General features: G+C 35.7%; 19 protein-coding genes. 7 read left to right on the top strand and 12 right to left on the bottom strand.

Translation table 11 applies throughout. The annotated features are described in order from the left end of the window. Nucleotides 1–148 precede the first annotated feature (148 nt). The 6 genes from RMO83_RS12415 (at nt 149) to RMO83_RS12390 (ending at nt 6,382) form a co-directional block, all read left to right on the top strand. Nucleotides 149–847: a Crp/Fnr family transcriptional regulator gene (locus RMO83_RS12415; RefSeq protein WP_310560016.1), complete on the top strand. Its 699-nt coding sequence runs from the start codon at nt 149–151 to the stop codon at nt 845–847. A 334-nt stretch (nt 848–1,181) separates the two neighbouring features. Beyond that, complete coding sequence (locus tag RMO83_RS12410; RefSeq protein ID WP_310560015.1) at nt 1,182–2,573, top strand: alginate export family protein; 1,392 nt, start codon at nt 1,182–1,184, stop codon at nt 2,571–2,573. Between the two features lie 25 nt (nt 2,574–2,598). Further along, nucleotides 2,599–3,822, top strand: a complete 1,224-nt coding sequence (locus RMO83_RS12405; protein WP_310560014.1) for a CmpA/NrtA family ABC transporter substrate-binding protein — start codon at nt 2,599–2,601, stop codon at nt 3,820–3,822. A 111-nt stretch (nt 3,823–3,933) separates the two neighbouring features. After that, nucleotides 3,934–4,815, top strand: coding sequence for a nitrate ABC transporter permease (gene ntrB / locus RMO83_RS12400; protein WP_310560013.1), 882 nt, complete (start codon nt 3,934–3,936; stop codon nt 4,813–4,815). Between the two features lie 112 nt (nt 4,816–4,927). Continuing rightward, nucleotides 4,928–5,734 (top strand): ABC transporter ATP-binding protein, encoded by an 807-nt coding sequence (locus RMO83_RS12395; RefSeq protein ID WP_310560012.1) that lies wholly within the window; start codon nt 4,928–4,930, stop codon nt 5,732–5,734. 93 nt (nt 5,735–5,827) lie between these two features. Further along, complete coding sequence (locus RMO83_RS12390) at nt 5,828–6,382, top strand: chlorite dismutase family protein (protein WP_310560011.1); 555 nt, start codon at nt 5,828–5,830, stop codon at nt 6,380–6,382. A gap of 71 nt (nt 6,383–6,453) precedes the next feature. On the opposite strand, the gene RMO83_RS12385 is transcribed toward RMO83_RS12390, so the two are convergent. The 7 genes from RMO83_RS12385 to RMO83_RS12355 all read right to left on the bottom strand — a co-directional run bounded on the left by RMO83_RS12385 (nt 6,454) and on the right by RMO83_RS12355 (nt 15,703). Continuing rightward, nucleotides 6,454–7,806, bottom strand: coding sequence for an MFS transporter (locus RMO83_RS12385; protein WP_310560010.1), 1,353 nt, complete (start codon nt 7,804–7,806; stop codon nt 6,454–6,456). Nucleotides 7,807–8,019: 213 nt separating this feature from the next. Then, nucleotides 8,020–8,679 carry a response regulator transcription factor gene (locus RMO83_RS12380; RefSeq protein WP_310560009.1) on the bottom strand — a complete coding sequence of 220 codons (660 nt, stop codon included), beginning with the start codon at nt 8,677–8,679 and terminating at the stop codon, nt 8,020–8,022. A 196-nt stretch (nt 8,680–8,875) separates the two neighbouring features. Continuing rightward, entirely contained in the window at nt 8,876–10,681 is a 1,806-nt protein-coding gene (locus tag RMO83_RS12375; protein WP_310560008.1) for an ATP-binding protein, read from the bottom strand. A gap of 12 nt (nt 10,682–10,693) precedes the next feature. Further along, the gene (locus tag RMO83_RS12370) at nt 10,694–11,275 is read right to left on the bottom strand and encodes a DUF4202 domain-containing protein (protein WP_310560007.1); all 582 of its coding nucleotides are present in this window, start codon (nt 11,273–11,275) and stop codon (nt 10,694–10,696) included. A gap of 250 nt (nt 11,276–11,525) precedes the next feature. Beyond that, entirely contained in the window at nt 11,526–11,903 is a 378-nt protein-coding gene (nirD, locus tag RMO83_RS12365) for a nitrite reductase small subunit NirD (protein ID WP_310560006.1), read from the bottom strand. A gap of 106 nt (nt 11,904–12,009) precedes the next feature. Then, on the bottom strand, nt 12,010–14,517 hold the full coding sequence (nirB, locus tag RMO83_RS12360) for a nitrite reductase large subunit NirB (protein ID WP_310560005.1): 2,508 nt from the start codon (nt 14,515–14,517) through the stop codon (nt 12,010–12,012). Nucleotides 14,518–15,505: 988 nt separating this feature from the next. Continuing rightward, a complete protein-coding gene (locus RMO83_RS12355; protein ID WP_310560004.1) occupies nt 15,506–15,703 on the bottom strand; it encodes a helix-turn-helix domain-containing protein in 198 nt (65 codons plus the stop codon). A 374-nt stretch (nt 15,704–16,077) separates the two neighbouring features. Between RMO83_RS12355 and RMO83_RS12350 the strand changes: the two genes are divergently transcribed. Continuing rightward, nucleotides 16,078–17,124, top strand: a complete 1,047-nt coding sequence (locus tag RMO83_RS12350; protein ID WP_310560003.1) for a GntR family transcriptional regulator — start codon at nt 16,078–16,080, stop codon at nt 17,122–17,124. A gap of 306 nt (nt 17,125–17,430) precedes the next feature. Here the strand turns inward: RMO83_RS12350 and RMO83_RS12345 are convergent, their stop codons facing one another. The 5 genes from RMO83_RS12345 to RMO83_RS12325 all read right to left on the bottom strand — a co-directional run bounded on the left by RMO83_RS12345 (nt 17,431) and on the right by RMO83_RS12325 (nt 24,815). Further along, nucleotides 17,431–18,843, bottom strand: coding sequence for an L-fucose/L-arabinose isomerase family protein (locus RMO83_RS12345; RefSeq protein WP_310560002.1), 1,413 nt, complete (start codon nt 18,841–18,843; stop codon nt 17,431–17,433). Between the two features lie 9 nt (nt 18,844–18,852). After that, on the bottom strand, nt 18,853–19,554 hold the full coding sequence (locus RMO83_RS12340; RefSeq protein ID WP_310560001.1) for an SGNH/GDSL hydrolase family protein: 702 nt from the start codon (nt 19,552–19,554) through the stop codon (nt 18,853–18,855). A 127-nt stretch (nt 19,555–19,681) separates the two neighbouring features. Next, the gene (locus RMO83_RS12335; RefSeq protein ID WP_310560000.1) at nt 19,682–20,833 is read right to left on the bottom strand and encodes a hypothetical protein; all 1,152 of its coding nucleotides are present in this window, start codon (nt 20,831–20,833) and stop codon (nt 19,682–19,684) included. A gap of 2 nt (nt 20,834–20,835) precedes the next feature. Further along, nucleotides 20,836–23,943, bottom strand: coding sequence for a glycosyl hydrolase (locus tag RMO83_RS12330; RefSeq protein ID WP_310559999.1), 3,108 nt, complete (start codon nt 23,941–23,943; stop codon nt 20,836–20,838). Nucleotides 23,944–23,981: 38 nt separating this feature from the next. Continuing rightward, the gene (locus RMO83_RS12325) at nt 23,982–24,815 is read right to left on the bottom strand and encodes an SGNH/GDSL hydrolase family protein (protein WP_310559998.1); all 834 of its coding nucleotides are present in this window, start codon (nt 24,813–24,815) and stop codon (nt 23,982–23,984) included. Between the last annotated feature and the right edge of the window lie 368 nt (nt 24,816–25,183).

The raw sequence follows: 25,183 nt of genomic DNA, 5'->3' as shown, positions 1-25,183 counted from the left end.
TTTATAAATTGAAAAACCTAGCATATATCTTTTAAAAATGTAAAAATAAGTATTTTTACGTATTAATACGTATAAAACGAAAAATATTTTATACGTTTGACAAAATAAATATTGAATAGAATCTATTTGTTCCTAATTCCATCACATTATGAAGAAAGAAACACCAATTTGTGACAGCTGTTTGAATGAAAATTGTTTCATCAAAAAACATCTTCATTTGGAAAAAATGAAGCAGTACATTGAAAAAAAGAACAGTTTTGTTTGCAAAAAATCGCAACAATTTATCATTGAAGGTGCGCCAACTCAAGGTTTATATTTTGTTTATCAAGGGAAAGTAAAGACTGTAAAAACAGGTATTTACGGAAGAGAACAAATTGTCCGACTCACTACAAATGGTGATGTTGTGGGTTTCCGTGGTTTTGCAACAAGCAAACGTTGTCTTATCGGCGCTTCGGCTTTGGAGGATACTATCTTGTGTAATTTTAGCAATGAAGATATGCTGGATATTCTTAAAAACGTTCCCGAATTCACCTTTGATTTGATGTTGTTTTATGCCGAAGAATTAAATAAAAGCGAGAATAATATTCGAAAAATTGCCCAAATGAATGTGCGTGAACGTGTAATTGATACCTTACTATACATACATAGAAAATTTGGTCAATCGAATGGCGTTATTGATGTCGAATTATCAAGACGTGACATTGCTGATTTTGCTGGAACCACCGAGGAACAGGTCATTCGAGTACTTTCGAGCTTGAAAAAAGAACTACTCCTAAAAACGGTTGGTAAAAAAATAGGTTTATTAAATATCGAAAAAATGCGTGCTGAAATAATTGAGCACAAATAGTCTTCTTAAATCGATACGTTTAAGCAACTGAATTTATAAATCTCGTTCACAATTTAGGTGGATTTTAAACATTCTACGTAATTCACTTAGTATTTAACGCCGTGGTATAGTTGGCTTTATACTAATTTACTGCTAAAAGACATAAAAATGTATGGTATAATTCAGCATTTAAACGTACTAAAAAAGTGTTTTTATATGTGCAAATTCATATAGTAAGTATTAATACGTACGTACATTTGCTTCATACTAATTAAAACAAATCATTATGCAAACAATTGAAAACAAATTAGAGAGAATTTCAAATCTCAGAAAAAAAATGCTTGTGACAGTTAAAATGTCAAAATCCGCAGTTTTAGGTGTTGCTGCAATTGCAATTTTTAGTTATAACGAGGCCAAAGCACAATTTACACTTACGGGACAAATCAAACCACGAACTGAATTCCGAGATGGTTTTGGGACTTTACAACAAAAAGGTCAAGAAGCAGCGCTTCATATCTCACAAAGAACTAGATTAAATGCTGGTTATACTGGGTATCGTTTTAAAACTTTTATGGCTTTGCAAGATGTGAGGGTTTGGGGACAAGATAGATCATCTCTTAACAGAAGTACTACAGATCCTTTCGCTGGTTTAAAAATGCACGAAGCTTGGGGTGAAGTAATTTTGAATGACACCATCAGTAAAATCAAAAATTTATCTTTAAAAATAGGTCGTCAAGAAATTTCTTACGATGATCAAAAAGTATTAGGAAGTTTAGATTGGTTACAACAAGCGAGATCACACGATGCAATCGTTTTGAAATATGCTAATAAAAGTTGGATCGCCGACTTTGGGGTTGCTTTTAATCAAAATACTGAAAAACCAGTTGGTACAATATACGACGGTGTGCCAGCCGCGGGTACATATCCTGCTGGATCCAATGCTATTGGTACCATGTACAAATCGTTTCAATATGCTTACATAGCAAAAAAATTATATTTTGGAGATGTATCTTTTTTGTTCTTTAAAGATGATTTTAATAAATATACTTCAACTGGTGCCGGTGCTACTTTAGTAAAAACTCCAGTAGAAGGTGTGTGGAGCAGAAACACAACTGGAATTTTTTACAACGTCAATCCAACTAGAAAAATCAACTTTACCGGTAGCTACTATTACCAAGCGGGCAAAGATAAAGATGGTAGAGAGTTAAGTGCTCATTTAGCATGTGCAACAGGTACTTATCAAGCAAGTCGCAAACTTTTTGTAGGCGCTGGACTAGATTTTCTCTCGGGAACAGATGGAACAAAAACGGCTACAGCTACATCAACAATTAATCAGTTTGACCCGTTGTATGGAACGCCTCACAAGTTTTGGGGATACATGGACTACTTCTATGTAGCGAATGGATTTGGAAGACAAGGATTAATGAATTATTTCTTGAAAGCAAAATATAACACTACAGATAAATTACAACTTTTTGCCGATTTGCACCGATTTGATGCAGCAAATAAAGTGGCGATGACTGGTGGAGGTGTACAAGATAAAAATTTAGGAACTGAATTAGACTTGAAATTATCTTACAATTTCACGAAATTAATCAATATTGAGGCAGGTTATTCTTATATGAAAGCAACGAATACAATGGCTTCTGCTCAAGTAAAAAATGTTACAAATGCCAATCTTACACCACAATGGGCTTATGTAACTTTATTGATTAAGCCTGATTTTTTATCTACTAAAAAACAATAAATTTTAAAAGACTAAATTCAATACAATGAAAAAAATTAAAACACAACGAGCCACACTAACAAATTCTTTAATGATTTTCTTAGTAGCGTTGAGTACTATGTTTAGTACAATTTCAGCCCAAGAACCAGTAAAATTAGGGTTTATTCCATTAACGGATTGTTCTCCAATTGTAATGGCAAAAGAATTGGGATTGTTCAAAAAATATGGCGTCGAAGTAATTGTAACCAAAGAATCTTCTTGGGCGAACGTTCGTGACAAGATTTTAACAGGCGAATTAGACGGAGCACACTGCTTATACTCGATGCCGTTTTCAGTTTACACTGGAGTAGGAGGTAAGGCTGGATCCGAAATGAAAATTGCTATGATGTTGAATGTAAATGGTCAAGCCATAACCCTTTCAAATGACTTTTGTGGTAAAGTAGGTTTCAAACAAATGAATAAAGTAACACCTGTGGTTGCTGCTAAATTAAAAGCAGAAAAGGAAGTGACTTTCGCTATGACTTTCCCTGGAGGAACTCATGATTTATGGTTGCGCAACTGGATGTCAGTTGCAGGATTGAACCAAAAAGCAGTAAAAATAATCACAATTCCTCCTCCGCAAATGGTGGCCAATATGAAAGTAGGGAACATGGATGGCTATTGTGTAGGAGAACCTTGGGGCGGAGTTGCAGTAAAACAAGGTATTGGATTTACGCAAGTAGCTACCCAAGATATTTGGAAAGATCATCCAGAAAAAGCACTGGTAGTTAATAAAGATTTTAGCGCTAAACACAAAGCTGATTTGGTAAAAGTAATGAAAGCTGTTATGGAAGCTTGCAAATGGCTAGATGTTCCTGGTAATCGTAAAAAAGCAGCATCAATTATTGGTAAAGCACCTTATGTAAATGCTCCTGCAGAGGTTATCGAAAATAGATTGATGGGAAACTATGATTTGGGATGCAACCAAGGGACAGAAATTTACGACAACGATTATATGTTGTTTTACAAAGGTGGAATGGTAAATTACCCACGTAAATCGCACGCAATATGGGCGATGGCACAATATGTTCGATTCGGATATTTGAAAGAAGCACCAGATTACAAAGCAATAGCTGATAAATTGATTCTTCAAGATTTATATGAAGAAGTAGCGAAAAGTATGAATGTAAAAGTACCTACTGACGACATGAAACCGTTTTCTCTCACTATGGACAAAACCGTTTTTGACCCTAATAATCCAGCTGCTTACTTGAAAGTAGTTAAGAAATAACTCTTAAATACCATTCTTATCCCTCTTTTTTGAAGAGGGAATAAGAATACTAAAAATCCAATAAATTCTAGATTATAAATACCAAATTAAACTAAACTAAATTATATAACAATGTCTGATAAAAACACCTTAACGATAGACGCCATTGAATCAGAAGATACTATTTCAACGACTATCAAAAAAAATATCTTCGAAGAAAATGTAAGGTTAAAAATGGCATTAAACACCATTCTTGAAAAATCAAAATCAGTCCTTTTTGCAATGATTGGCTTAATCGCTTTCGGAGGTTTTTGGAGTTTATTAAGCCTTTACACAAAAGATGCACTGCCCGGTCCAGTTGCTACTTTAACCGTTTTAAAAGAAATGTTGAGTGATCCTTTTTATGATTATGGTCCTAACGATAAAGGAATTGGTTTGCAATTGTTCAACTCCATAAAAACGGTATTTTTTGGATTTTTACTAGGGTCTTTAATCGCAATTCCGATCGGAATTTTGATGGGAGCAAGCACTATTTGCAAACAAATTTTTTATCCAATTGTACAATTATTGAAACCTGTTTCACCCTTGGCTTGGTTTCCTATTGGTTTGGTTGTTTTTAAAGATACCGGAATGGCAACAATATTTATCGTTTTTATTACATCATTGTGGTCAACACTAATCAACACTTCTTTTGGAGTGGCATCTATTCCTCAAGATCATAAAAATGTGGCGAAGGCTTTTGGTTTTTCTAAAATGAGGTATTTAACTAAAATATTGATTCCTTACAGTTTGCCGCATATTATTACAGGTTTACGTTTGAGTATTAGTGTGGCTTGGTTGGTTATTGTTGCTGGCGAAATGCTTTCTGGTGGTGCTGGAATTGGATTTTTTGTTTGGGACAGTTGGAACGCTTTAAGTCTTGAAAAAGTGATATCAGCTATTATCATCATTGGCATCGTTGGACTACTTTTCGACAGAATATTCACTTTTATTGAGAACAAAGTAGCCTATTAAAAAAGTGGGAAGTCAGAAGTGAGAAGTGGGAAGAAGAGGAGAATTCCTTGCATCCAACTTCGTGCTTCCAACTTCCAACTTCCATCTCCTAACAATTTAAACAAAAAACAAAATGAGCTATTTAGAAATCAAAGATTTAGAAATCTCTTTTCCAACTCCTAAAGGGAAATATATTGCAGTAAAGGACATTAATCTTTCTATAAAAAAAGGAGAAATTATATCTATAATTGGGCATTCAGGTTGCGGAAAATCGACTATTATGAATGCCATTTCAGGAATGCTTACGCCAACAGGAGGAACAGTTGTATTAGACGGAAAAGCAATAAAAGGACCAGGTCCAGACAGAGGAATTGTTTTTCAAAACTATTCACTTTTGCCTTGGTTGTCAGTTCACGAAAACATTTTTCAAGCGGTAGATTCGGTTATGGATTGTTCCAAAAAAGAAAAACACGAAATCGTGGATTATAATTTAAAAATGGTTAATTTATTGTCGCACCGCGATAAATTACCTGGACAATTATCGGGCGGAATGAAACAACGTGTTGCTATTGCAAGAGCTTTTGCTATAAATCCGGGAGTATTATTGTTGGATGAACCATTTGGTGCTTTGGATGCTTTTACGAAAAGTTCGATGCAACTAGAAGTGTTGAAACTTTGGAATCTCAACAATCGCGACAAAACCATTATCTTGATTACCCACGACATCGAAGAAGCCTTGTTTTTATCGGACAGAATTGTAGTTTTAAACGATGGTCCAGCTTCGACCATTAGAGAAATCGTAGATGTTCATTTGAAAAGGCCAAGAAACAAAATTGAGATTGTAAAAACTCCAGAATATATTGAATTGAGAGATAAATTATTACACCTACTTACCGAAGAATTTTCTATTGAAGATATGGGCGTGGTGTATAAAAGTTAGTTTGAATTTAGTTTGGTTGATAAGAATTCCTGCTATGTTGATGCATTGCAGGGATTTCTATTTTTAATTGAAAATAATTTTAAATAAAATACTATGATAAATACAATTTTTGATTTTATCGGTAATGATTCTGGTGAATGGAAAGTAACATCAACCACAACAATTAAAGGTAATCTCATACCAACAGTATCACATCTAACAAAAATAGCTAGCAATCTAGTTCCAACGACATCAGGAATTTGGACTCTTAAAGGAATCGTAAGTAATTTAAGATACACAGAGAAAGAAGAAAAGGACAAATTAGTTGCCATTCAAGAAGATTTGGGAAGACCTAATGCAACTCTTGCAGCCTTTATTCCAATTCGGAAATCGGAAGCTTGGTGGAATCTAGCGCAAGATGAACGCCGGAAAATAATGGAAAGCAAATCCCAACATACACATACCGGAATGAAGTACCTACCGGCGATTGCTAGGAAGTTATTCCATTCGCGAGACATTGGAGAACCTTTTGATTTTTTAACATGGTTCGAATATGCTCCCAATGATGCAGATGCGTTCGAGGAACTTTTGTACACTTTACGAAAGACAGAAGAATGGACGTATATTGATAGAGAAATTGATATTAGAATGCAGAAATTGGTGCAATAATTATCATATAACTCAAAAAAGCCTTTGAAATGAATCAAAGGCTAAACTTTATTTGCAGGGAATTGATTCTGTTAAATCGAATCTGCCGGACTATCTTTAGTATCTTTTATTGCAAATTTCGCAATCAAAACAAGCACTCCAGTAATCAAAATGATTATTCCTAAGATATAAAACGCATTAGTATAATCTATTAAATCCTTGGTTGTTGAAACTCCAGATTCATCAATCACATCTTTAGTTATTTTAACCGCTTTGGCTTTGAACAAGAAAGCGATTAGCATTGCTCCAATATTTCCACCCGCTCCTACAATTCCAGCAACGCTTCCTATTGCTTTTGGGTTAATAAATGGAACAAGACTATAGGTAGCTCCGTTTGCCATTTTTAAACTCATGCCAAACAAAAACATTAAAAAGATAGCAACACCTAATTCATCCGTTAATGCAAAGAAAATAATTCCAATACCTTCCAGAATTAGCAAAAGTGCAAGCAATAGATTTTTGCCCGAGAAACCATAAATTTTTCCAACTTTGTCTGCAACTATTCCGCCCAAAGGTCTAGCAAAAATATTGATCATACCAAATATCCCCGCGCAGATACCTGCTGTTTTTAAACTTGCACCAAAAGTATCTACAAAATAAATAGGCGCAAAATTATCAATAGTGATTTCAACTCCAAAACAAGCGGCATAGGCAACAGTTAAAACCCAAGTACGATAATCTTTTACAGCAATCATAAAAGTGTTCTCTTTGCTTTGGTTTGTAATTCCAAGTTCTTTGTAATTTCCGTTGGGTAAATCTTTGGTATATCTTACATATAAAAAGGCAAAAACTAATAATAATACTCCAGGAACAATCATAGCGTATCTCCAACTATCCTCGTGAGTACAAACCCCTAGTCCTACAAATCCAGCAGCTATTAGCGGCATTGTAATATTGGCTAGTCCCGCGCCAGCGTTCCCGAAACCTCCTGCAGTAGCATTTGCAGTGCCCTTGATAGCTGGTGCAAACATTACCGACGTATGAAATTGTGTAATTACAAAAGAAGCCCCAATAACACCTATGGCCAATCTAAAAAACAAAAAACTTTCATACGATTGCGATGTTCCTATTAATAATACAGGCACCGAACAAATGACCAAAAGCCACGTGTACACTAATCTAGGGCCAAATTTATCTACCAGTCTTCCTATTAAAAGTCTAGCGATAATAGTTGCCGAAACTGAGGCGATTTGAATATTACCCAACTGATCTTTGGTAAGATGCAATTGTTCTTTCGCAATTGGCATAAGTGATGCCATACCAAACCAGGCAAAAAAGCAAAAGAAAAACGTTAACCAAGTAATGTGAAAGGTGCGCATTTGAACGCCTTTGCCACTAAAAATGTTTAAACTAGTAAGCGGTTGATTGGTTGAAATTGAACTCATTTTTTTAAGATTAATTGTTTTTGCTCTATTTGTAAATTAAGTATCTATACATTGTTTTAAGTATATTACTTATTAATAGGGCAAAAATATATCTTTTAAATAGATTAAAAACTGCCAAAACACAGGTTTTAATAAAAAATAAGTATTTTTACGTAATTTTAGTACTTACGTAAATTTAATAAACAAATTATAAAGAGAATTTGGGATTTAATCTTATAACAATGAAAACTCCGAAGCTTTATTTGAAAGTTCTATCAAATTTTTGACTTTCATTTTTTTCATCAAATTGAAGCGATGCACTTCTGCAGTTCGTTTACTAATATCTAAAGCTTCTGCAATTTCTTTATTTCCTTTTCCTGATAACAACAAAGTAAGTATTTCTTTTTCTCTTTTGGTAATTATCATTTCATCATTAACCAAATGTTTTGTTTCTGAAAAAGTGGTCGGAAGAGTTAGCTGACCAATCAATATCGATGAAATATCACCACTAAAATATTTCCCCCCGTCCGAAACTGTGTTCAATGCTTTTAAAAATTCTTCTTTGCTAGAGCCTTTCAGTAAATATCCATCAGCACCTGCCTTGATTGATTTCAACACATATTCTTCGGATTCGTGCATCGAGAGCATAACAATTTTTACCAAATTGTTTTGACTTCGCAGTTTTTCGACTACTTCAATACCAGTCATATTGGGCATTCGAATATCCAAAATTAACAAATCGGGTTGATTGATTTCGACTGACTTTAAAGCTTCTAAACCATCGGTGGCTTCGCCAACTACTTCTATATTAGTTTCGTTTTCTAATATTGATTTGATGCCATCTCGTACAAAAACGTGATCATCTGCTAGAACAACTCTAATGGGATTACTCATAATCTACTTAATTTTGAATTGAAGTTTTAAGTATAAAAACTTAAAAAGTGATGCTAATGTACGTAATTTTCATTAAACAAAAAAACAGTTGGAAGATGGAAGTTTGGAAGATACACAACTCGATTTGTACCTCAAAATGTAAACAATCTTAAACAATCTTGAACAAAACCACAAACAATAAATAAACAATAAACCGTTAAATCGGAATATTAAAGGTAATTCGGGTTCCTTCGTTAGGAACAGAACTAAAAAACACTCGGCCGTTGATGTATTGAATTCTTTCTTTCATAAAAAGTAATCCCATTCCGGATTCGCTATTTCGCTTTTTTTCAACTGATGCAATGTCAAAACCTTTCCCATTGTCATCGATTATAATACTCAAAAGTGTAGCACTATGTGATAGTTGTACGATGATATGCGAAGAATTAGCATACTTCAAAGCATTATTGATAGCTTCTTGCGTCAACCGATAAATGTTTATTTCGACCAATGAATCCAAGCGTTGATCAAAATCGGTTTTGTTGTAAAACAGAATTTCTTTTCCCGTTAGTTTTGATAATTCTTGTGTCAATTTTGTCAAAGATGAAACAATTCCGTGGTCGCTCAATTCGGGTGGCATCAAATTGAAAGTCGCTGTACGAACGCCTTTGATGATGTCTAAAGATAATTTTTTGAGGTATTCTATTTTTTGTACCGACTTTTCTTTGTCTTCCAAATTAATGCTTTCGAGACTAAATTTCAATCCCGTTAGCATTTGTCCAATCCCGTCGTGAATCTCTTTAGCAATACGGTTTTGCTCGTTTTCTTGGTTTTCGATAATCTTGCTCGAAATAATTTTTTGCTGATTTACTTTATCGTTGAAGTTTTCATTGTTCAATCGTTCGATTTCTTGTTCGGCTTTTTTTCGTTCGGTGATATCAAAACAAATGATCAACAACTCCGATTCATCTTTCTTGATAGTCACCGGAACCATTGCCAAATCCAGCCAAATAGATTGTTCGTTTCGGGTGGTAATATTTATCTCGCCTTGCCAGCCAATTCGTTGTTTTTCCAGAATAATCTGATTTAGAAAATTTTGTTCTTTTTCTATTGGTGTCAGGGCTTGGGCAAATGTTTTATCTGAAAGAAACGGATTATATTGTAATAATTTCGAAAATTTTTCTCCAATATGAATAATCGATCCATTGGGAGCAACCCTGCAATACAAAAGGGTGTTTTCCATGGCATAATTCAGCGATTTCAATTCTTTAACTGAATTTTCTTTTGCCTCGCTAATCACTTCGGTGTCGTGTGCTAATTTTAAAGCTTTTTTCTCTGAAGACAAAAGTTTTGAAATGAGTTGCTCCACTTTTTTATTGGTAGGTTTGAAAATAAAAATAAATTCCAGTAGCAAGACCAATAAGGTAAATCCTAAAATTGCATATTCAGTTTTGCTCTGCAAAGTTACTTTTTCGAGTGCTTCGGTATCGTATTGACCTACAATTTCATTCATTTTCTCCAGAAAAACCCCTTGATTTTTTAGAATAATTTCAACTAATTTCTGGTTTTCTTTTTCCTGAATTCCTAGTTTTTTATTGTGCAAAAAAACGGTTGCAGCTTTTACGATAGTATTGAAATTGGGTTTAATAGCCTTAAATAAATCCGAAAGTTTTTGGCTTTTTATCTTTGGAAAACCCAAACTATCATTACCATTTTCTAATGCATTGTGGTTGAATTTCCAAAGTTTGATGATTTCAATTGCCTGATCAATTTCTTTTTTGTTGTTTTTGGCATCGGAAATGAAATTCAAAATCAAAATTTCTTTAGTCAGTTTTTGACTGAGCATTCTTTGTTTTCCAGAAATATTAATAATTTTGGAATCACTTAATTGACTTGTCAGGTTGTATTGAATGACTAACTGACTTACCAACACAGTAATCGCTATGGTCAACAAAGCGAAAATATACAATCTCCTGAGGTTTTTGAAAGAGATATTGGCAGAGGCTAAGGCGCTTTCAGTCATTTATTTAAAGTATTACATTCCAAGAGACTCTTGTATCAACTGCAAATTCGCTTCGCTAAAAATGATTTTCAAGGCTTCTTGATGCCCGTTTTCAGACATTTTATTCCACGTTTTAAGAATGATATTTTTCATTTTCTCTCGGTCGTGTTTTTGTGCAAAATCATCAAAGTAGTATTCAAGAAATACCAGACAAATGACGTCTTCAAGGAGTTGGGTTTCGGCGTCTTTTTTTAGTAATTTTTTTTCGATTAGAAAAGAAACTCTATCAATAAATGGTAGAGGATAACCTGCTTTTTCTAAAATTGTGGCAGTAGTTTGAGCGTGAAATTTCTTTAATTCTTCACGCCATTTTAAATATCCCACGCGATCCATCGGATAAGATTCTCGTGGCATTTTCCAACGGCAAATGTGTTGTGCTTTGGACGCAATTTGAACTTCTTCTGAAGCATTTGGATAAAAATCCATCAGCCTTTCATACATTCGATTGGAATATAGAAGTTCCTTTGGATAACTATTAGATTGGTATATTTCGCTGTTTGGATCTTGTGCATTTTCGGCATCTATCCAAGTACTGGCGTTCTGAAATGGTGTCATTGTAATTTAATTTATTATCCCGTTTGTTACAATTCGTAGAAATTTTAGAATCTCTAAAAAATTAAACACATAGAATCATAGAAAAAAGAGTTTGATAGACCAATTCCTGGATTCACATAGTGACACCTATGATTCACTATATGAAGTGAAGCGTCTTGCAAAAAATAAAAAAAAACTATGTTTCTATGTGTTTAAAAAAGTACACATTAAATTACAACTAATGAGTATCTTCAAATTCAAAGATACACATTTATTCCAAAAAGCCAACGAATACTTCGCCGTCCACCACTTTTATAGGATAAGTAGCAATTGAATATTCTTCGCCATTCAGGTTAGAACCGTCTGTAAGTGAAAAAGTTTTTTTGTGCATTGGGCAAGCAATTTTAGGAATTTCGTCAGCAGAACCAATCATTCCTCTTGAAAGAACCATTTCCATTTTATGAGGACAAACGTTTTGGCAGGCATACCATTCGTTTCTGCGCGAGAAATTAATCACTGCAATTTGCTTGTTTTTATATTTAATACAACCTCCACCTTCGGTAGGAAAATCGGTAGTTTTTCCGGCTTTGAACCAAACATTTACATCGTTAAAATGAACCGTTTCGTATTGATTTAAAATATCTTGCATAATTTTAGTTTTTAAAATTCCATCACTTCAACTTAGTAAATTTAGGCATGAAAAAGCTCAAATTCTGTTTATTGAAGTTGATGGAAGAATTTTTCAATAGTTGATATTACCAGGCTGAAGGCATTTTTTGACCTCTGAGAGGAATGTATTCTAAAGTATCATCGCGTTCCTCTGAATTGGTAAAATGGCTGAAACGTTTCATCATTTCAGGGTCTTCAATGGCTTGTTTCCACTCACATTCAAAAGTATCTACCAATTTTTGCATTTCTGCTTCAAGAGTTCCGTTGATTCCAAGGCTATCGTTGATAACAACATTTTTTAAGTATTCGATTCCACCTTCTAGTTTTTCTAACCAAGTCGAAGTTCTTATTAACGGGCCAGCAGTTTGGATGTAATACATTAGGAAGCGATCCATATATTTAATGACCGTTTCTTTACTTATTTGTTCTGCCAAAAGAACAGCGTGTTTCGGATTGGCACCACCATTTCCGCAGATGTAAAGATTCCATCCACCTTCAACGGCAATTACTCCAAAATCTTTTCCTCTCGCCTCGGCACATTCTCTGATACAGGCAGAAACGCCACCTTTTAATTTATGCGGAGAACGAATGCCTCTGTAGCGATTTTCTAATTCGATAGCCAATGAAGTACTATCGTCCATTCCGTAGCGACACCAAGCATTACCTACACAACTTTTTACGGCTCGTAATGATTTCCCGTAAGCGTGACCACTTTCGAAGCCATTGTCGATTAATTTTTTCCAAATGGCGGGCAAATCATTTAATTCTGCTCCAAACAAATCGACACGTTGCGCACCAGTAATTTTAGTGTATAAATTGTACTCTTTGGCCACTTCACCAATGGCGATTAATTTTTCGGCAGTAACTTCTCCACCAGCCATTCTTGGTACAACAGAGTAAGTTCCATTACGTTGAATATTGGCCAAAAATCTATCATTTGAATCCTGAGCAGTCACGTGTTTATTAGCAGTATCGTTGTAAATACTAGAGAAAATAGAGGAAAGCACAGGCTTACAAACCTCGCAGCCATCGCCTTTTCCAATAGTCCCTAAAACCTCATTGTGATTGGTAAATTTGTTGATTTTTATAATATCATATAATTCTTGACGAGAATACCCAAAATGCTCACATACTACATCTTTTACTTCTTTCCCTAGTGATTTTTGAGTGGCTTTTACTAGATCGACGACCATTGGTTTACAACCGCCACAGCCTGAAGTAGCTTTGGTAAGTTTTACTATATCCGACAAAGTTTCGCAAGTTCCATCGGTAATAGAGCAGCAAATAGAACCTTTGGTAACATTTTCGCAAGAACAAATTACGGCAGTATCTGGCAAATCCAATGCGCTTCCCATAGTCGAACTGTCGCCACCTCGAGAGCCTAATATTAAATCTTCGGGATTGGGTGGCAACGCCATAGCATTACTATAAATTTGGAACAAGCCATTATAATCTGAGGAATCGCCAACCAAAATGCCGCCTAAAAGTTTTTTTCCATCTTTGGTAACATTGATTCTTTTGTAAATGCCACTAAATTTATTTTCATAAACAATAGCAACAACTTCGTTGTTTTCTATGAAAGGATCTCCAAAACTCGCGACCTCGACACCGATTAATTTCAATTGAGTAGACATATCGATGGTTTCTCTCATCGTTTTTTCGTTACCTAAAATTTGCTCCGCTGCCACATCGGCCATTTCGTAACCAGGAGCTACAAGTCCATAAATCATTTGGTTGTACAACGCTACTTCACCAATAGCATATATGGCCTGATCAGAGGTTTGCATTTTGTTATTCACCACAATTCCGCCACGTTCTCCTACCGCAAGGCCAGCAATTCTGCCTAATTCGTCACGCGGTTTTATCCCAGCCGAGATTACTAGCATATCGACTTTTAATAATTCATCATTGGCAAACATCATTCCTTTAATGCTGTGTTCGCCTTCTATATATTGCGTCGCTTTATTGAGATGAATCCCGATATTAAGCTCTTCGATTTTAGATTGAAGCATATCACTAGCTCCTTTATCCAACTGTCTAGGCATTAATCGTGGAGCAAATTCGACCACGTGAGGATTCAATCCCATTCCTAAAACAGCATTTGCTGCCTCAAGACCTAACAAGCCGCCACCTAAAACAGCGGCATCAGTAGCTCCATTTTGTTTGATTTTTTTAGCATAAGACATCATTGCGTCTAGATCCTCGATGGTTCTGTAGACAAAAACACCTTCTTTTTCCGACCCTTTTATGGGTGGCACAAAAGCCGAAGAACCTGTGGCTAAAACTAAGTAGTCATAATTAAGTATAGTACCAAGATGTGTAGTAATGGTTTTATTTTCTTTGTCTAATCCGACAACCAATTCCGAAATATTGAGTACAATATTATTTTCTTGATACCAAGATAATGTACTCATAGACAAGTCATCAGCGGACTTACCTCCAAAGTATTCGCTCAAGTGAACTCTATCATAAGCGCGTCTTGGCTCTTCCCCAAAAACTGTGATTTGGTATTTTTCTTGACCTGATTTTGATATAAATTTTTCGCAAAACTTATAACCTACCATACCGTTTCCAACTACTATAACTTTTATCATACTATATAAATTAAGTATTATTACGCAAACATACGTATTAATACTTAATTCATATACTTAATTTTAATTTTTTTGTAGCTTTTAAAGGTTTCTACTATTATCTTTTTCAAGTTTGTTGAAAAACCCTATCGTTATCAGGAATTTTATTCCGTATGGCTAAGATTAAAATTTACACCTTCACGAATCTGATTTAGTCGTTTTTTTTTGCAAGTGTTGAAAACAAAAACGCCCATAAATCCTACGATTTACGGGTGTTTAGTTCTATTTTAGAATAGAATTGTGGAACAGAGAGGAGCAATATCGAACTTTTTCAAGTCAGATTTGGAACTTTTGAATAAAAAAATAACCTCTAAATTTCTTTAAAGGTTATTGGTACTACAGTGGAGCAGAGAGGAGCAATATCGAACTTTTTTGAGGCGGATTTAAGGCTTCTGCAGAGAAAAAAGCTCTAATTTTTTTTGATCACTTTATTAAAAATCTAGTGACAGATTTTGTTTTTCTGGTTTATTTTTAGCAAAATTTATTTTGTAATCTGGCGGTAACTAATTTTTATAAAATCAATGCAAATACTTCTCATTTCATTTCTCAGTTACTATTCCCATCCTAGTTTTTAAGCGATAGTGGATCGTTTTTTTAGGAGTTGAATGTACAAATGTTTAAAGAAATTATACTGCTTACTTATTTAAAACAGCTTTGGGGAAAAAATTACTGGCGCGAGTTGCGCAGTGTACGTGTTTTTGTGCAAAAACCGTGACAGCAATTTTTTTCGAGCGTTGGTCTGCAATACCAATCGAAGTGTAAAACGTCCTTGTCACTATAGCACGACAAGAATGTTCTCATTATAAAAAAGGGAATTAGTGAAATGAAGCAAACAAAAAGTGGCTATAGGAATTCATAGAATAGAGACGGTTTATGTGCAGTTGAATGAGATAATGGATAAAAATATATATATTTATTCACCCACTTTTGGATTAATGTGATATAAAATCTAAACACGACCTTTTGTACGTTCACGCTCTACTAATCCTTCTTTTTTAAGTACTTCTAAATTATTATCGATGGCACTGCTAGTAAAATCAGTCAATTGCTGTAAAGTAGATTTTTTTACTCCTAAATTTTTATGCAAGGCTTTTAAAATTATAATTTGTTTTTCGGATAAATTATTTACCCACTTATTCCGCCACATTTCGAAATAAAAGGGATTTCTGGAAATTACTGTGAACAGTCCATCGGTATTAAATTCAGGTGGTGTTAATCCTTCTTACTTCATTAAATCGCACACTCTGCTGATGGCAGAGCCTATTTGTACGACTGCACTATGTGTAGTTTTATCCAAATGTAATGCTTCTATATCAAGGGAACTCTTTTTATGATTAAAAGTTTGGACAACTCTAGAAAGCGTTTTTGTTTCTCCTAGTTAGAACATTTTGAAAATTTTGGGATATAAATCCTAAATATTAATTTTAAAATATTTTTTTTAATAAATTATATTTACTTTGGCAACAAGTACGATAATTGTAAAATGGTTTTATCAATTTAACGCCTAAACTACTAAATACAATGAATATTTTTAAATTTATTAAAATTGATGAAAACTCACGAGTACCTAAATATCAACAGATTGTAGATTCAATTATTTTTAATATTACAGCAGGAAATTTTAAAACAGATCAAAAAATCCCATCAATAAATATGTTTAGTGAGGAGTTTTATCTCTCTAGAGATACTGTTGAAAAGGCTTATAGTATTTTGAAAGAGCGAGAAATAATTATCTCAACAAAGGGAAAAGGCTTTTATATAGCTCAAACAAAATTACCCTCTAAAATAAATATTTTTTTTCTAGTTAATAAATTCAGCTCCTATAAATTGCTAATTTATAATGCCTTTATTGATGCTATAGGAATAAATGTTAATACCGATCTTTATAATTATTATTGTGACGAAACTACTTTTTTATATTTGATGGAAAAGCATAAATCGGCATACGATTATTTTGTTATTATGACGCATTTTAAAACTGAGGATTTGAAACATATTAGTTATACTGATTCAGTTATTGATACTATTAAAAAAATACCAGAAGAAAAACTTATTATTTTAGATAATATTAAGCTTAATTTAGAAGGTAAAATTGTTGAGATTTATCAAGATTTTGAAAATGATATTTATAATGCATTATTAGAGGGGTATAGCAAGATTGTAAAGTACCAAAAATTGATACTAATTTACAAGGATAAATCGGTATACCCTGTCCCTAGAAGAATAATGTATGGGTTTAGAAAATTTTGCGTTGAAAAATCGATAAATTTCGAAATTATTAGTGAAACATATATTGATATTATTCTTAAAAGAGGAGATTTATTTATCACGATTGAAGAATCAGATTTAGTTAGTTTAGTAAAACAAATTAGGGATCAAGAATTTATTTTAGGTAAGGATATTGGTATTATTTCATATAACGAAACACCTTTAAAAGAATTACTGGGGATTACAGTAATGTCGACAGATTTTAAGATAATGGGGGAAACCGCAGCGCGTATGATTTTAAATAAAGAAAAGGGGAAATATAAAGTACCTTTTAATTTTATTGACAGAAATTCTCTTTAAGTATTTTCGTTAAAAAGCTATAACCCAATATACTTATTACTACGTATAACGGAGGACTATTTTAATTGTGGTTTTTGCAATTGACTAGTCAGTTTGAATCGTTAAATCTTATGTTGAGAATGCTTTAAGTTTTGCTTTTTTTCGTTGGTATGCTGACTCTTATAATCAGCTCGAAAATGTTGTTTGACTATTCTTTTGAATGACAACCTTTTTTATATCTTGCCTTTAAAATGTTTGTACAACTTTCAATTACCACGAATAGTATTTTAATCAAGAGAGTATCTTCGTGATAAAATATAGTGTATTTTAACAAATTTTCACCACCTCAATCCCTAATATTTGACCAAGTTTTTCGATTTTAGTCGCAATATGTCCAACACCAATGGCACAATGGTGCGCTGGCCCTTGTTTTGACCAATCATTCATAAATTTTTTGGCTCCTACTGAAAAACGGTAGCGACTATTAGTATTGCCAATTTCAAGTACTGGTCCAGTTACCGAGTCTCCTTCGGCAACTAATAAAAATATCTTGTCATTTCGTTCCACTACAGACAATAACGTAACTGGTCCGTGCTTTACACTCATCTGAATTGATAGTCCTTTGCCGGGCTTACCGTGATAAACTGATAACGGAACAAGTTTCACTCGACCTTCTGCAATCAATGAATGTGCAGGACCGTCGTGACCAAGCATTACAATGTCATCCTTGAAATCCATCAGGTAAAATTCCGAGAAAGAGCCCCCAGCACCAAATTCAGCCATAATTTTCATAGCCTGAGCATTTTTTACTTCGCACTCGCCTGCAATTGGAATGTTTTTGCCTGTAAGCAAAGTGTTTCCGGCAATTACTGAAGTCACTATGTTTTCGTAGTCATTGCCTGATTCGCCTTCATAGTAATATGCCAGCGAACCCAGATTGCGTTTATTAATTAGCATATCCAAGGCCACTGAAGTACGTGCAGCACGCTCAATTTCATAGATTTCGCATTCAGAAGCAACATCAAAAGCAGTATTAAATTCTTGGATCTTAGCCTGAACTTCTGCATCGGTAACCTCATCTCGGTATTTTTTAAGCTCACACATTTCGAGAAGCTCGATATGTGTTCCAAATACCGCTGATTGCTTTGTAATATCGGTGTAAACATCGAGCATTCCACCATAATAATGCCCCAAAACACCCAGTCGATTGTTGCGCATAGCAGCAGCAACTCGGGCCGCATCTACCCAATCTTTTATTTCTGCCCAGGCATCATCATCTTGAAGATGTCCAGTCACAAAATCGTATTGAATGCCCGAACGGTTAAAAACGTTTGCTATTTCTGGTACCGAGCAGGATTGGCAATGTTCGAGCCAGACACCCGTCATTTTGCCCCGGTCGCCCAAATTGTTGAATGCTTCATAATCAAGTTGTGCAACTGGTTGAAGGTTCAGGATCACCACCGGGACTTTCAACTTTTGTGCAACAGGTAAAACAGTTGACGACAGCGCATAGGTGGAAACATAAAGAAATACAATTTCTACATCCTGCGATTTAAGGTAATCCGCTGCTTCGCGCGCTTTCGTCGGGCTGTCAACCATTCCAGCATTGGCAACCTCAACACCATATCCCGCAATGCGATTTTTAATCTGTTCTTGATACTTGTTCAGATTGTCTAGCAATCCCTCGAATTGTGGCCAATACGTATCGAGCCCAATTCCAAATAATCCTACTTTAGTCATATTATGCAATTATTTAAACCATTTTATTAATTCGTTAGCAATCAATTCGTGTCCCAGCTCATTTGGATGATTCACTTGAGACATATATTTTTCGAGTTGTAATTTGTCGGGATATAGAAATTCGAAAGCTTTGTAACTGTCCACCAATCCGATTTGATTTTCAATGGCAATCTTACAAATCTGATTGGCGTGCCTTTTCAACTCATTTTCAGGATTAGCAAAATTAACAGTTTGGTCTGGCGAAGGTGTCAACAAAATGACTTTTATGCCTTGTTCTTTTGCCTGTTTGATCATAGCATTCCATGCGGAATATGCTTTTTGTAATCCAACGCCACGGTCATTTAAACCATAATCAATCATTATTATATCAGGTTTATGAATCAATACATCCCGTTCAAAACGTTTCGCTCCCTTAACTGAATTTTCTCCACCAATTGCAGTAACGATTATGTTGATAACTGCGAACGGATAGATTTCCTTCAGTTTTTTTAGCGTCAGGTTAGGATAAGCTTGTAGTGTATTTACAATTGGTGTTTTAAAGTAACCTGAAGGAACACTATGTCCGTGAAACAAAATATTAATAGTTTTGTTTTTTGGCCATTTTATTTGCATTTGTGATTTCAAATCACTTAAATAGGAAGCCGAATCAGCAATTTGAGCATTAGACCAATAAGTAATAAGAACAGCGAATAAAATTAGGAATTTTTTCATCATCATTTAGTTTTTTTTTAAATTTATGATATTAATTGGGTCTATTAAACCTGATTTTAATAAGGTTAAATCGACATTGTAATGTTTGTATGTTATAAAAGTGTACCGTTCTTAATTTTTATCTAGATTATTCAACAATTTCTTTCACCCTGAAAATTGCCTTGCCAATGCTTTGAAATTCACCTTGTTTGTCGTAAGCAGAGAAAAAGCAGGAATAGAGACCATTTCCCTCGTCGATAAGTTGATGAGGAACCCTGATTATACGCCACCACGGGTCAGTTTCTGCCGGCAGCCCTTTGTCCATGTCAATTAGCTGAGCGTTTTTTACAGGCCAGGTTAAACCGTCTGTGGAACAACTGAAGCCAAGCTGGGAGTTTTTTTTAGTCGTTACTTCAGGCTGCAGGAAATCGAAGATGACCGCCCAGTATTCCTTGCCAGTGACAGGCCCTTTAATGCAAGTGATTAAGGGGTTTTCCACAAAACCAGTCGGTTCCATGAACGGCTCAGGGGCGTGCTCCGGCATGTAAATAAACGGACCTTCCGGACCTTTTGCTTTTACGATTAATACCCACCATTTTCCCGATGTAGCATTAAAACGCTTGGGACCACCGCCCAGGAACGCATACCATTTGCCGTCTGCTGCTTGGAAAGGCGGACTGATACTAGATGCCGCGGCATCGGTGGGATGGGCGATGCCGCTGGGTGCAACAATCTCGCCGGGGTAGTTGAACTCACCATTAATTCCCGCCAGTCCTTTCGTTTTTGCCCCTGCCCTGCGAAGCAGCGTAGGAGTATCCCAAGAGCGTCTGCGGTCATAGGACATGAAATTGAAATAAACAAACCAGCGATTTGCCTTTTCATCGAAAAAGAAGAAAGGACTTCCTGTCAACTCCCACATTCCCGTCACTGCATTGATGCCTGGACGGAACAGTATTTTGTGCCGTCTCCATTGATTGCCGTCTTCTGATATCCAGTGTTCGGTTCGCATATCCGCCCATCGTGTGGGACCGAAAGTTTCCATAGTCGTTGTGACCATGTGGTAGGAGGATTTTCCTTTTATTTTTACCTTCACGGTGGTGCCTGCCTCAAATCCGGCGGGTATATCCTTTACATCTTGATGCTGAGAGCCAATGACCGGAACCGGCTCGGTCTTCACGAGTTCCAGGTACAACCTGCTCGCTTTGTTTGTGGTTGCAGTCTGATTATCAATATTGCTGAGATTTTGTGCCTGAAACCATTGGGTAATAAGCAGAATAGATAAAAAATGAATTTTCTTCAAAGTTATTTTGTTTTTTTTACAGTAATTATTTTCACTGGCCCTATCAATCCTGATTTCAACAAAGGAGAATCGGCCTTATAATGTTTGAATGTTGTAAATGTGTACCGCCCTGATGTTCTTGGTTTTCCGTTTATTAGCCAATCTGGCCATTGTTTGTCTTTAATCCCATCGTCTGGTAACTTTTCATCACCAATCAAACGGTTGGGCCAAAGGTTTGCTACTTCAATATCAATCTTGTTTTCGCCTGCGACAATAGCATCGGTGATTTTTATTCGGAAGGGCGCAGTCCATACAACACCCATATCTTTTCCATTTACAAAAATGCGCGCCATATTGTTCACTTCTCCCAAATCTATAAATAAATCAGTGTTTTTATCAGCAATACTGTTTTCAGGCAGCGTGAATGTACTTTGATATTTTGCAATTCCTGAATAATATTTTATACCTTCCTCAGGTCTTAAAGTCCAGTCCATAAGTTTGTCGAAAAGAACATTCTCAGGGCCACCCCATTTTGGGTCGAAAGCTACATTCCAAGGACTGTTGATTTCAGATAAAACCTTTGGTTGAGAGAAATTTTTAAACTCAGCTACATTGGATTTTGTGGCATTTTTATCGTGATTGAAAACTATAAAATAACTTTCGAACGGTTCAAATTGCAGTGGTATTTCAATTTGACCTTTTTTAATTTCAAAATCAGGTAGTGCTCTTGTTTCTCCAGTCATTGGATTCCACAATTCGGGTGTTCCTTTATTTACCCTGAATGAACAGTTTGTAGTTAAAGTGTCGCTGGTTTTATTTGAAACAAAATAAATATCTCTGGATGGAATCAATTGGTGCGTATAACGTAAAGCTCCATTTGATGGAAAATCTTCAGCAACACCAATTTCACGGAGTATTGAAGCCGTGGCATCATAATTTGGGTACAATTCAGGCATTTTTATGTTGGAGAAATCACCTCCCCAATAAACCTTCCCTTTTCCTACTAATCGTTTTGAAATTTGCGAAGGAGCAACTGTTTCTCCCCAAATTGACGATGAGATTGCGGCAACTTGTTTGTCACATTCTGGATAATTCACTAAACTGGGTGATTTTTGAAATGGATTTCCAATGATAACAGCACCATCTTTTACCAATGATTCAATCTTAGTGAGTAAAGCTGGTGTCATAGTTTCCGTTTTTGGCAAAACGAGAATGTAATAAGATGCTCCTGACGGGAATACTATTTTGCCATCAACGACTGAAGCTTTCAATAATTGAGAGGGCGCGCAGCCATCAAAGTTATAGCCTTTACGGTCGGGAAGAACGTCGTCTTTTGTTTTACTTGGTAGTACTTCTTTTCCGTTAGTTAAAACCACCGATTTGTCAGGTGTAACTCCTTTATTTAAGGACGAACCCGGTGCAATGAATACCTGAGGTGCTCCCTCAGGAGTAAGATATAGAATGTCAGCTACTGTTTGTCCTTGTTGCAAAATGTATTGGCAACGAGAAATATATTGATGGTAAGCGTCGACCATAGGCCACCAAGTTTGGCTGCGGTCGTGATGCACGCCATAAGGTCCCATAGTCATTCCGGGCTTGAGATTATCAGACAAAACCTGATGCTGATAGGTATGGTAAACAAACTTATTAACCCCGCCAGCAAATGCCCAGTCGCCTTGTTCTTTCATTGAACCTGGATATTGTTTCCAGGCATCACGTTCAGCTGTAAACGCCTCAGCAGCAACCACTTTTTTTCCATCAATGTGAGCAATGGATGCTGCTTGAATAACACTAAACGAAGAATTGAATCCATAACCTTTGCTCCAGAATTCGCACATTGGCACATCAGCCACGGCGCCTAGTTCCATATCGGCGGTAGGATTCAAATCGTAGGGCTCAATGGAAAAGCCAAGATTGTATTTTTTTGCGTACTTTTTTAGATGCATTGCGTGGTTTTCAACAACTAGTTCCTGCGAAGTCAGTCGCAAATCCCATAAAAACCGTTCGCTTTTTTCAAGACTTTCAACTACTAGACCCGAATAAACCGGGTAAAAAGGAAGCGGGTCGTAGCCTCTACGTTTTTTAAACTCTTCCCGAAGCTTCAAAGTCCAGTTTTGGGCTCCCATCTCCCAGCTGTCCATATGCAACATTTTTAATCCGCCTTGTTTGTTTTTATCGGGTATACCCATTTTTTCAAACAACTTGCCAGTGAAATTTGACATGTGCTCATCAATGGCGATGGTATCCATTTTGTCGGCTTCAAAACCCACTCCTGGCAACGGAGCTGGACGGGTTAGAGATCCGTTGTTTCTGCTGCCAAAACGCATAATGGTCCAATTTCCCACAGGCGCTTTCCAATCCAATGTACCGTCAGGTTTCAAATACTGTGTTACATCAATAATTTTATCAAGTGAAATAGTTGCAAGAATATTTGGCTCAGAATAATTGGCCAGCGATGGAATAAATGGTTTTACATTTTTATCTGAAGTAAATGCACGTCTATAATACAAAGCTTTCTCTGTAAGATTACTTATTTTGAAATCCGCTGCCGGAGTTGGAAATGCTAGGACACTAACATCTTCATAGTAGTCAAGCCGTTTTTGTTTGAGTTCGGGTGTGAAAGCCTTTTCTCCAAAAAAAGGTTTCAGAGGCGCAGGTGTGGGAAGAATAATAGGTTTGTTTTCGCTTCCTGAAACTTGCACGGAACTATAAACCAAATGTTTCATCGATTTTTCTCCTGTTACCCAAGGACCACCGCTGCCAGTCCAGCCGGGACCAACTCCTAGGGTTATGGTAATTCCTAAGCGCTCTGATTCACGGACAATATGGGTAAACAGATTCATCCATTCTTCGCTCATAAATTCAACATTCCCACGTGGAATGCCCACATTAACTTCAAGAAACAAAACATTGCCGATACCCACTTTTTTCATTGATTCCAAGTCAGCTGTAATGGCTTCTTTCGAAATGTTTCCATCCATAAAATACCAGTAAACTCCGGGTTTGGCAGAATCAGGCGGATTTAGAAACCCTTCCTTCAATGGGGAAAATGATGTTTTGACTATTTTTTTAGAACAGCTGCCTAGCACAAGAGTTGCAGCTATGGTGAAAAGGAAAATAATTTTATTCATTTTATCGTTTTTTAATAATGGGTTAACTTTATGTGCGACTAATTCAATTTTATTTTTTTAAAAACCTGTACCAACATTCCCGCAATAATTTCATATCCCTGATCTGAAGGATGTAATCCATCATAGGTCATTTCAACTGCTTCCGGCGGATACGGATATTCATCCGTGTAAGGATTAAAGGGTTTTTCGATGTATTCCGGATAAGTAAGATTTACATACTGAGCTGTGGATTCATCTTTTACCCGTTTAAATTTCACTACATTATCAAGGGTAATACCGCTGTGGTTGTATAAATCAACTACCCGCATTTTCTCGTGTTTTCCAATGATTCCAATTGCTTCGGCGAAAGCTGCCAGTGACTGACCGTTTTTTAATTTATACGATCCCCAGGCATTATTTTTCTTATCAGCGATGTAAATAAAATCGCCGCGCTGCATTGGAGTAATAAGTACAATTTTTGCAGATTTATTCAGATTATGTAACTTGTTGACTATAATCTTATAAGAGCCATAAAAAGTTCCATTTCCTGTGTTTTCAACGTAATCGTTCCATGTTCCAAGGGGTACCTCACTCCACCAGTCATTTGTTCCTAAAAAAATTGTATAAACATCAGAAGACATGATTCCAAGGTTATTAATTTCGCCGGCAACACGGCTAGCCGTCCAGCCATTGTATCCCTTATTAATATAGCTGATTTGAGGTAATTTTTCAACAACCCGGGTCATATACCCTTTTGTTATCCGGTTTCTAGTTTCTTTAGGGTGTTCGTTCAGATACGTAATGGAGTCGCCTAAGGCAGTCCAAGTCACCCGCTTCGCAGTAAAAGAGCTGGTAATTAGAGATGTAATTAGGATTAGTAGCAGGTGCTTCATTGTGATTAGGCAATATGGATTAAAACTATTGCTAAATATAAAAATTGAATTAGATTCTCAAAGTAAACAATATAATAAATGATGCGTATCCTGCACTTACCTGTAAACTCTTTGCGTTACTTAATCTTATAATTTTAGAATTAGTTTGTGAATAGAAGTTTATTATCAGTTGAAATGTTATTAAGATTATAAGTCTTTCATAATCATTTATTTTTTATAGTTTTAAACCATTATTGTCCGATAAAAAAGAAGCCAAATTAATGGCTTCTTTCAAAGAATCGTATTTTTGTATTGCAAAACATAAATTACGATGGACAAAAATAGCTATTTTTCGACAAAATCTGTTTTCGGACAGTTGATTTCTTTTA

This window comes from Flavobacterium sp. (genome assembly GCF_031423415.1).
Lineage (GTDB): Bacteria > Bacteroidota > Bacteroidia > Flavobacteriales > Flavobacteriaceae > Flavobacterium.
Note: the sequence above shows the minus strand (reverse complement) of the source record. Positions and strands in the feature narration are given on the sequence as shown.

Coding starts and splice junctions, on each gene's coding strand:
- RMO83_RS12385 (WP_310560010.1), bottom strand. CDS start 7,806: ATGAGTTCAATTTCAACCAATCAACCGCTTACTAGTTTAAACATTTTT.
- RMO83_RS12380 (WP_310560009.1), bottom strand. CDS start 8,679: ATGAGTAATCCCATTAGAGTTGTTCTAGCAGATGATCACGTTTTTGTA.
- RMO83_RS12345 (WP_310560002.1), bottom strand. CDS start 18,843: ATGACTAAAGTAGGATTATTTGGAATTGGGCTCGATACGTATTGGCCA.
- RMO83_RS12410 (WP_310560015.1), top strand. CDS start 1,182: ATGTCAAAATCCGCAGTTTTAGGTGTTGCTGCAATTGCAATTTTTAGT.
- RMO83_RS12390 (WP_310560011.1), top strand. CDS start 5,828: ATGATAAATACAATTTTTGATTTTATCGGTAATGATTCTGGTGAATGG.
- RMO83_RS12340 (WP_310560001.1), bottom strand. CDS start 19,554: ATGAAAAAATTCCTAATTTTATTCGCTGTTCTTATTACTTATTGGTCT.
- RMO83_RS12375 (WP_310560008.1), bottom strand. CDS start 10,681: ATGACTGAAAGCGCCTTAGCCTCTGCCAATATCTCTTTCAAAAACCTC.
- RMO83_RS12405 (WP_310560014.1), top strand. CDS start 2,599: ATGAAAAAAATTAAAACACAACGAGCCACACTAACAAATTCTTTAATG.
- RMO83_RS12350 (WP_310560003.1), top strand. CDS start 16,078: ATGAATATTTTTAAATTTATTAAAATTGATGAAAACTCACGAGTACCT.
- RMO83_RS12330 (WP_310559999.1), bottom strand. CDS start 23,943: ATGAATAAAATTATTTTCCTTTTCACCATAGCTGCAACTCTTGTGCTA.
- nirD (WP_310560006.1), bottom strand. CDS start 11,903: ATGCAAGATATTTTAAATCAATACGAAACGGTTCATTTTAACGATGTA.
- nirB (WP_310560005.1), bottom strand. CDS start 14,517: ATGATAAAAGTTATAGTAGTTGGAAACGGTATGGTAGGTTATAAGTTT.
- RMO83_RS12415 (WP_310560016.1), top strand. CDS start 149: ATGAAGAAAGAAACACCAATTTGTGACAGCTGTTTGAATGAAAATTGT.
- RMO83_RS12355 (WP_310560004.1), bottom strand. CDS start 15,703: ATGTGGCGGAATAAGTGGGTAAATAATTTATCCGAAAAACAAATTATA.
- ntrB (WP_310560013.1), top strand. CDS start 3,934: ATGTCTGATAAAAACACCTTAACGATAGACGCCATTGAATCAGAAGAT.
- RMO83_RS12395 (WP_310560012.1), top strand. CDS start 4,928: ATGAGCTATTTAGAAATCAAAGATTTAGAAATCTCTTTTCCAACTCCT.
- RMO83_RS12325 (WP_310559998.1), bottom strand. CDS start 24,815: ATGAAGCACCTGCTACTAATCCTAATTACATCTCTAATTACCAGCTCT.
- RMO83_RS12370 (WP_310560007.1), bottom strand. CDS start 11,275: ATGACACCATTTCAGAACGCCAGTACTTGGATAGATGCCGAAAATGCA.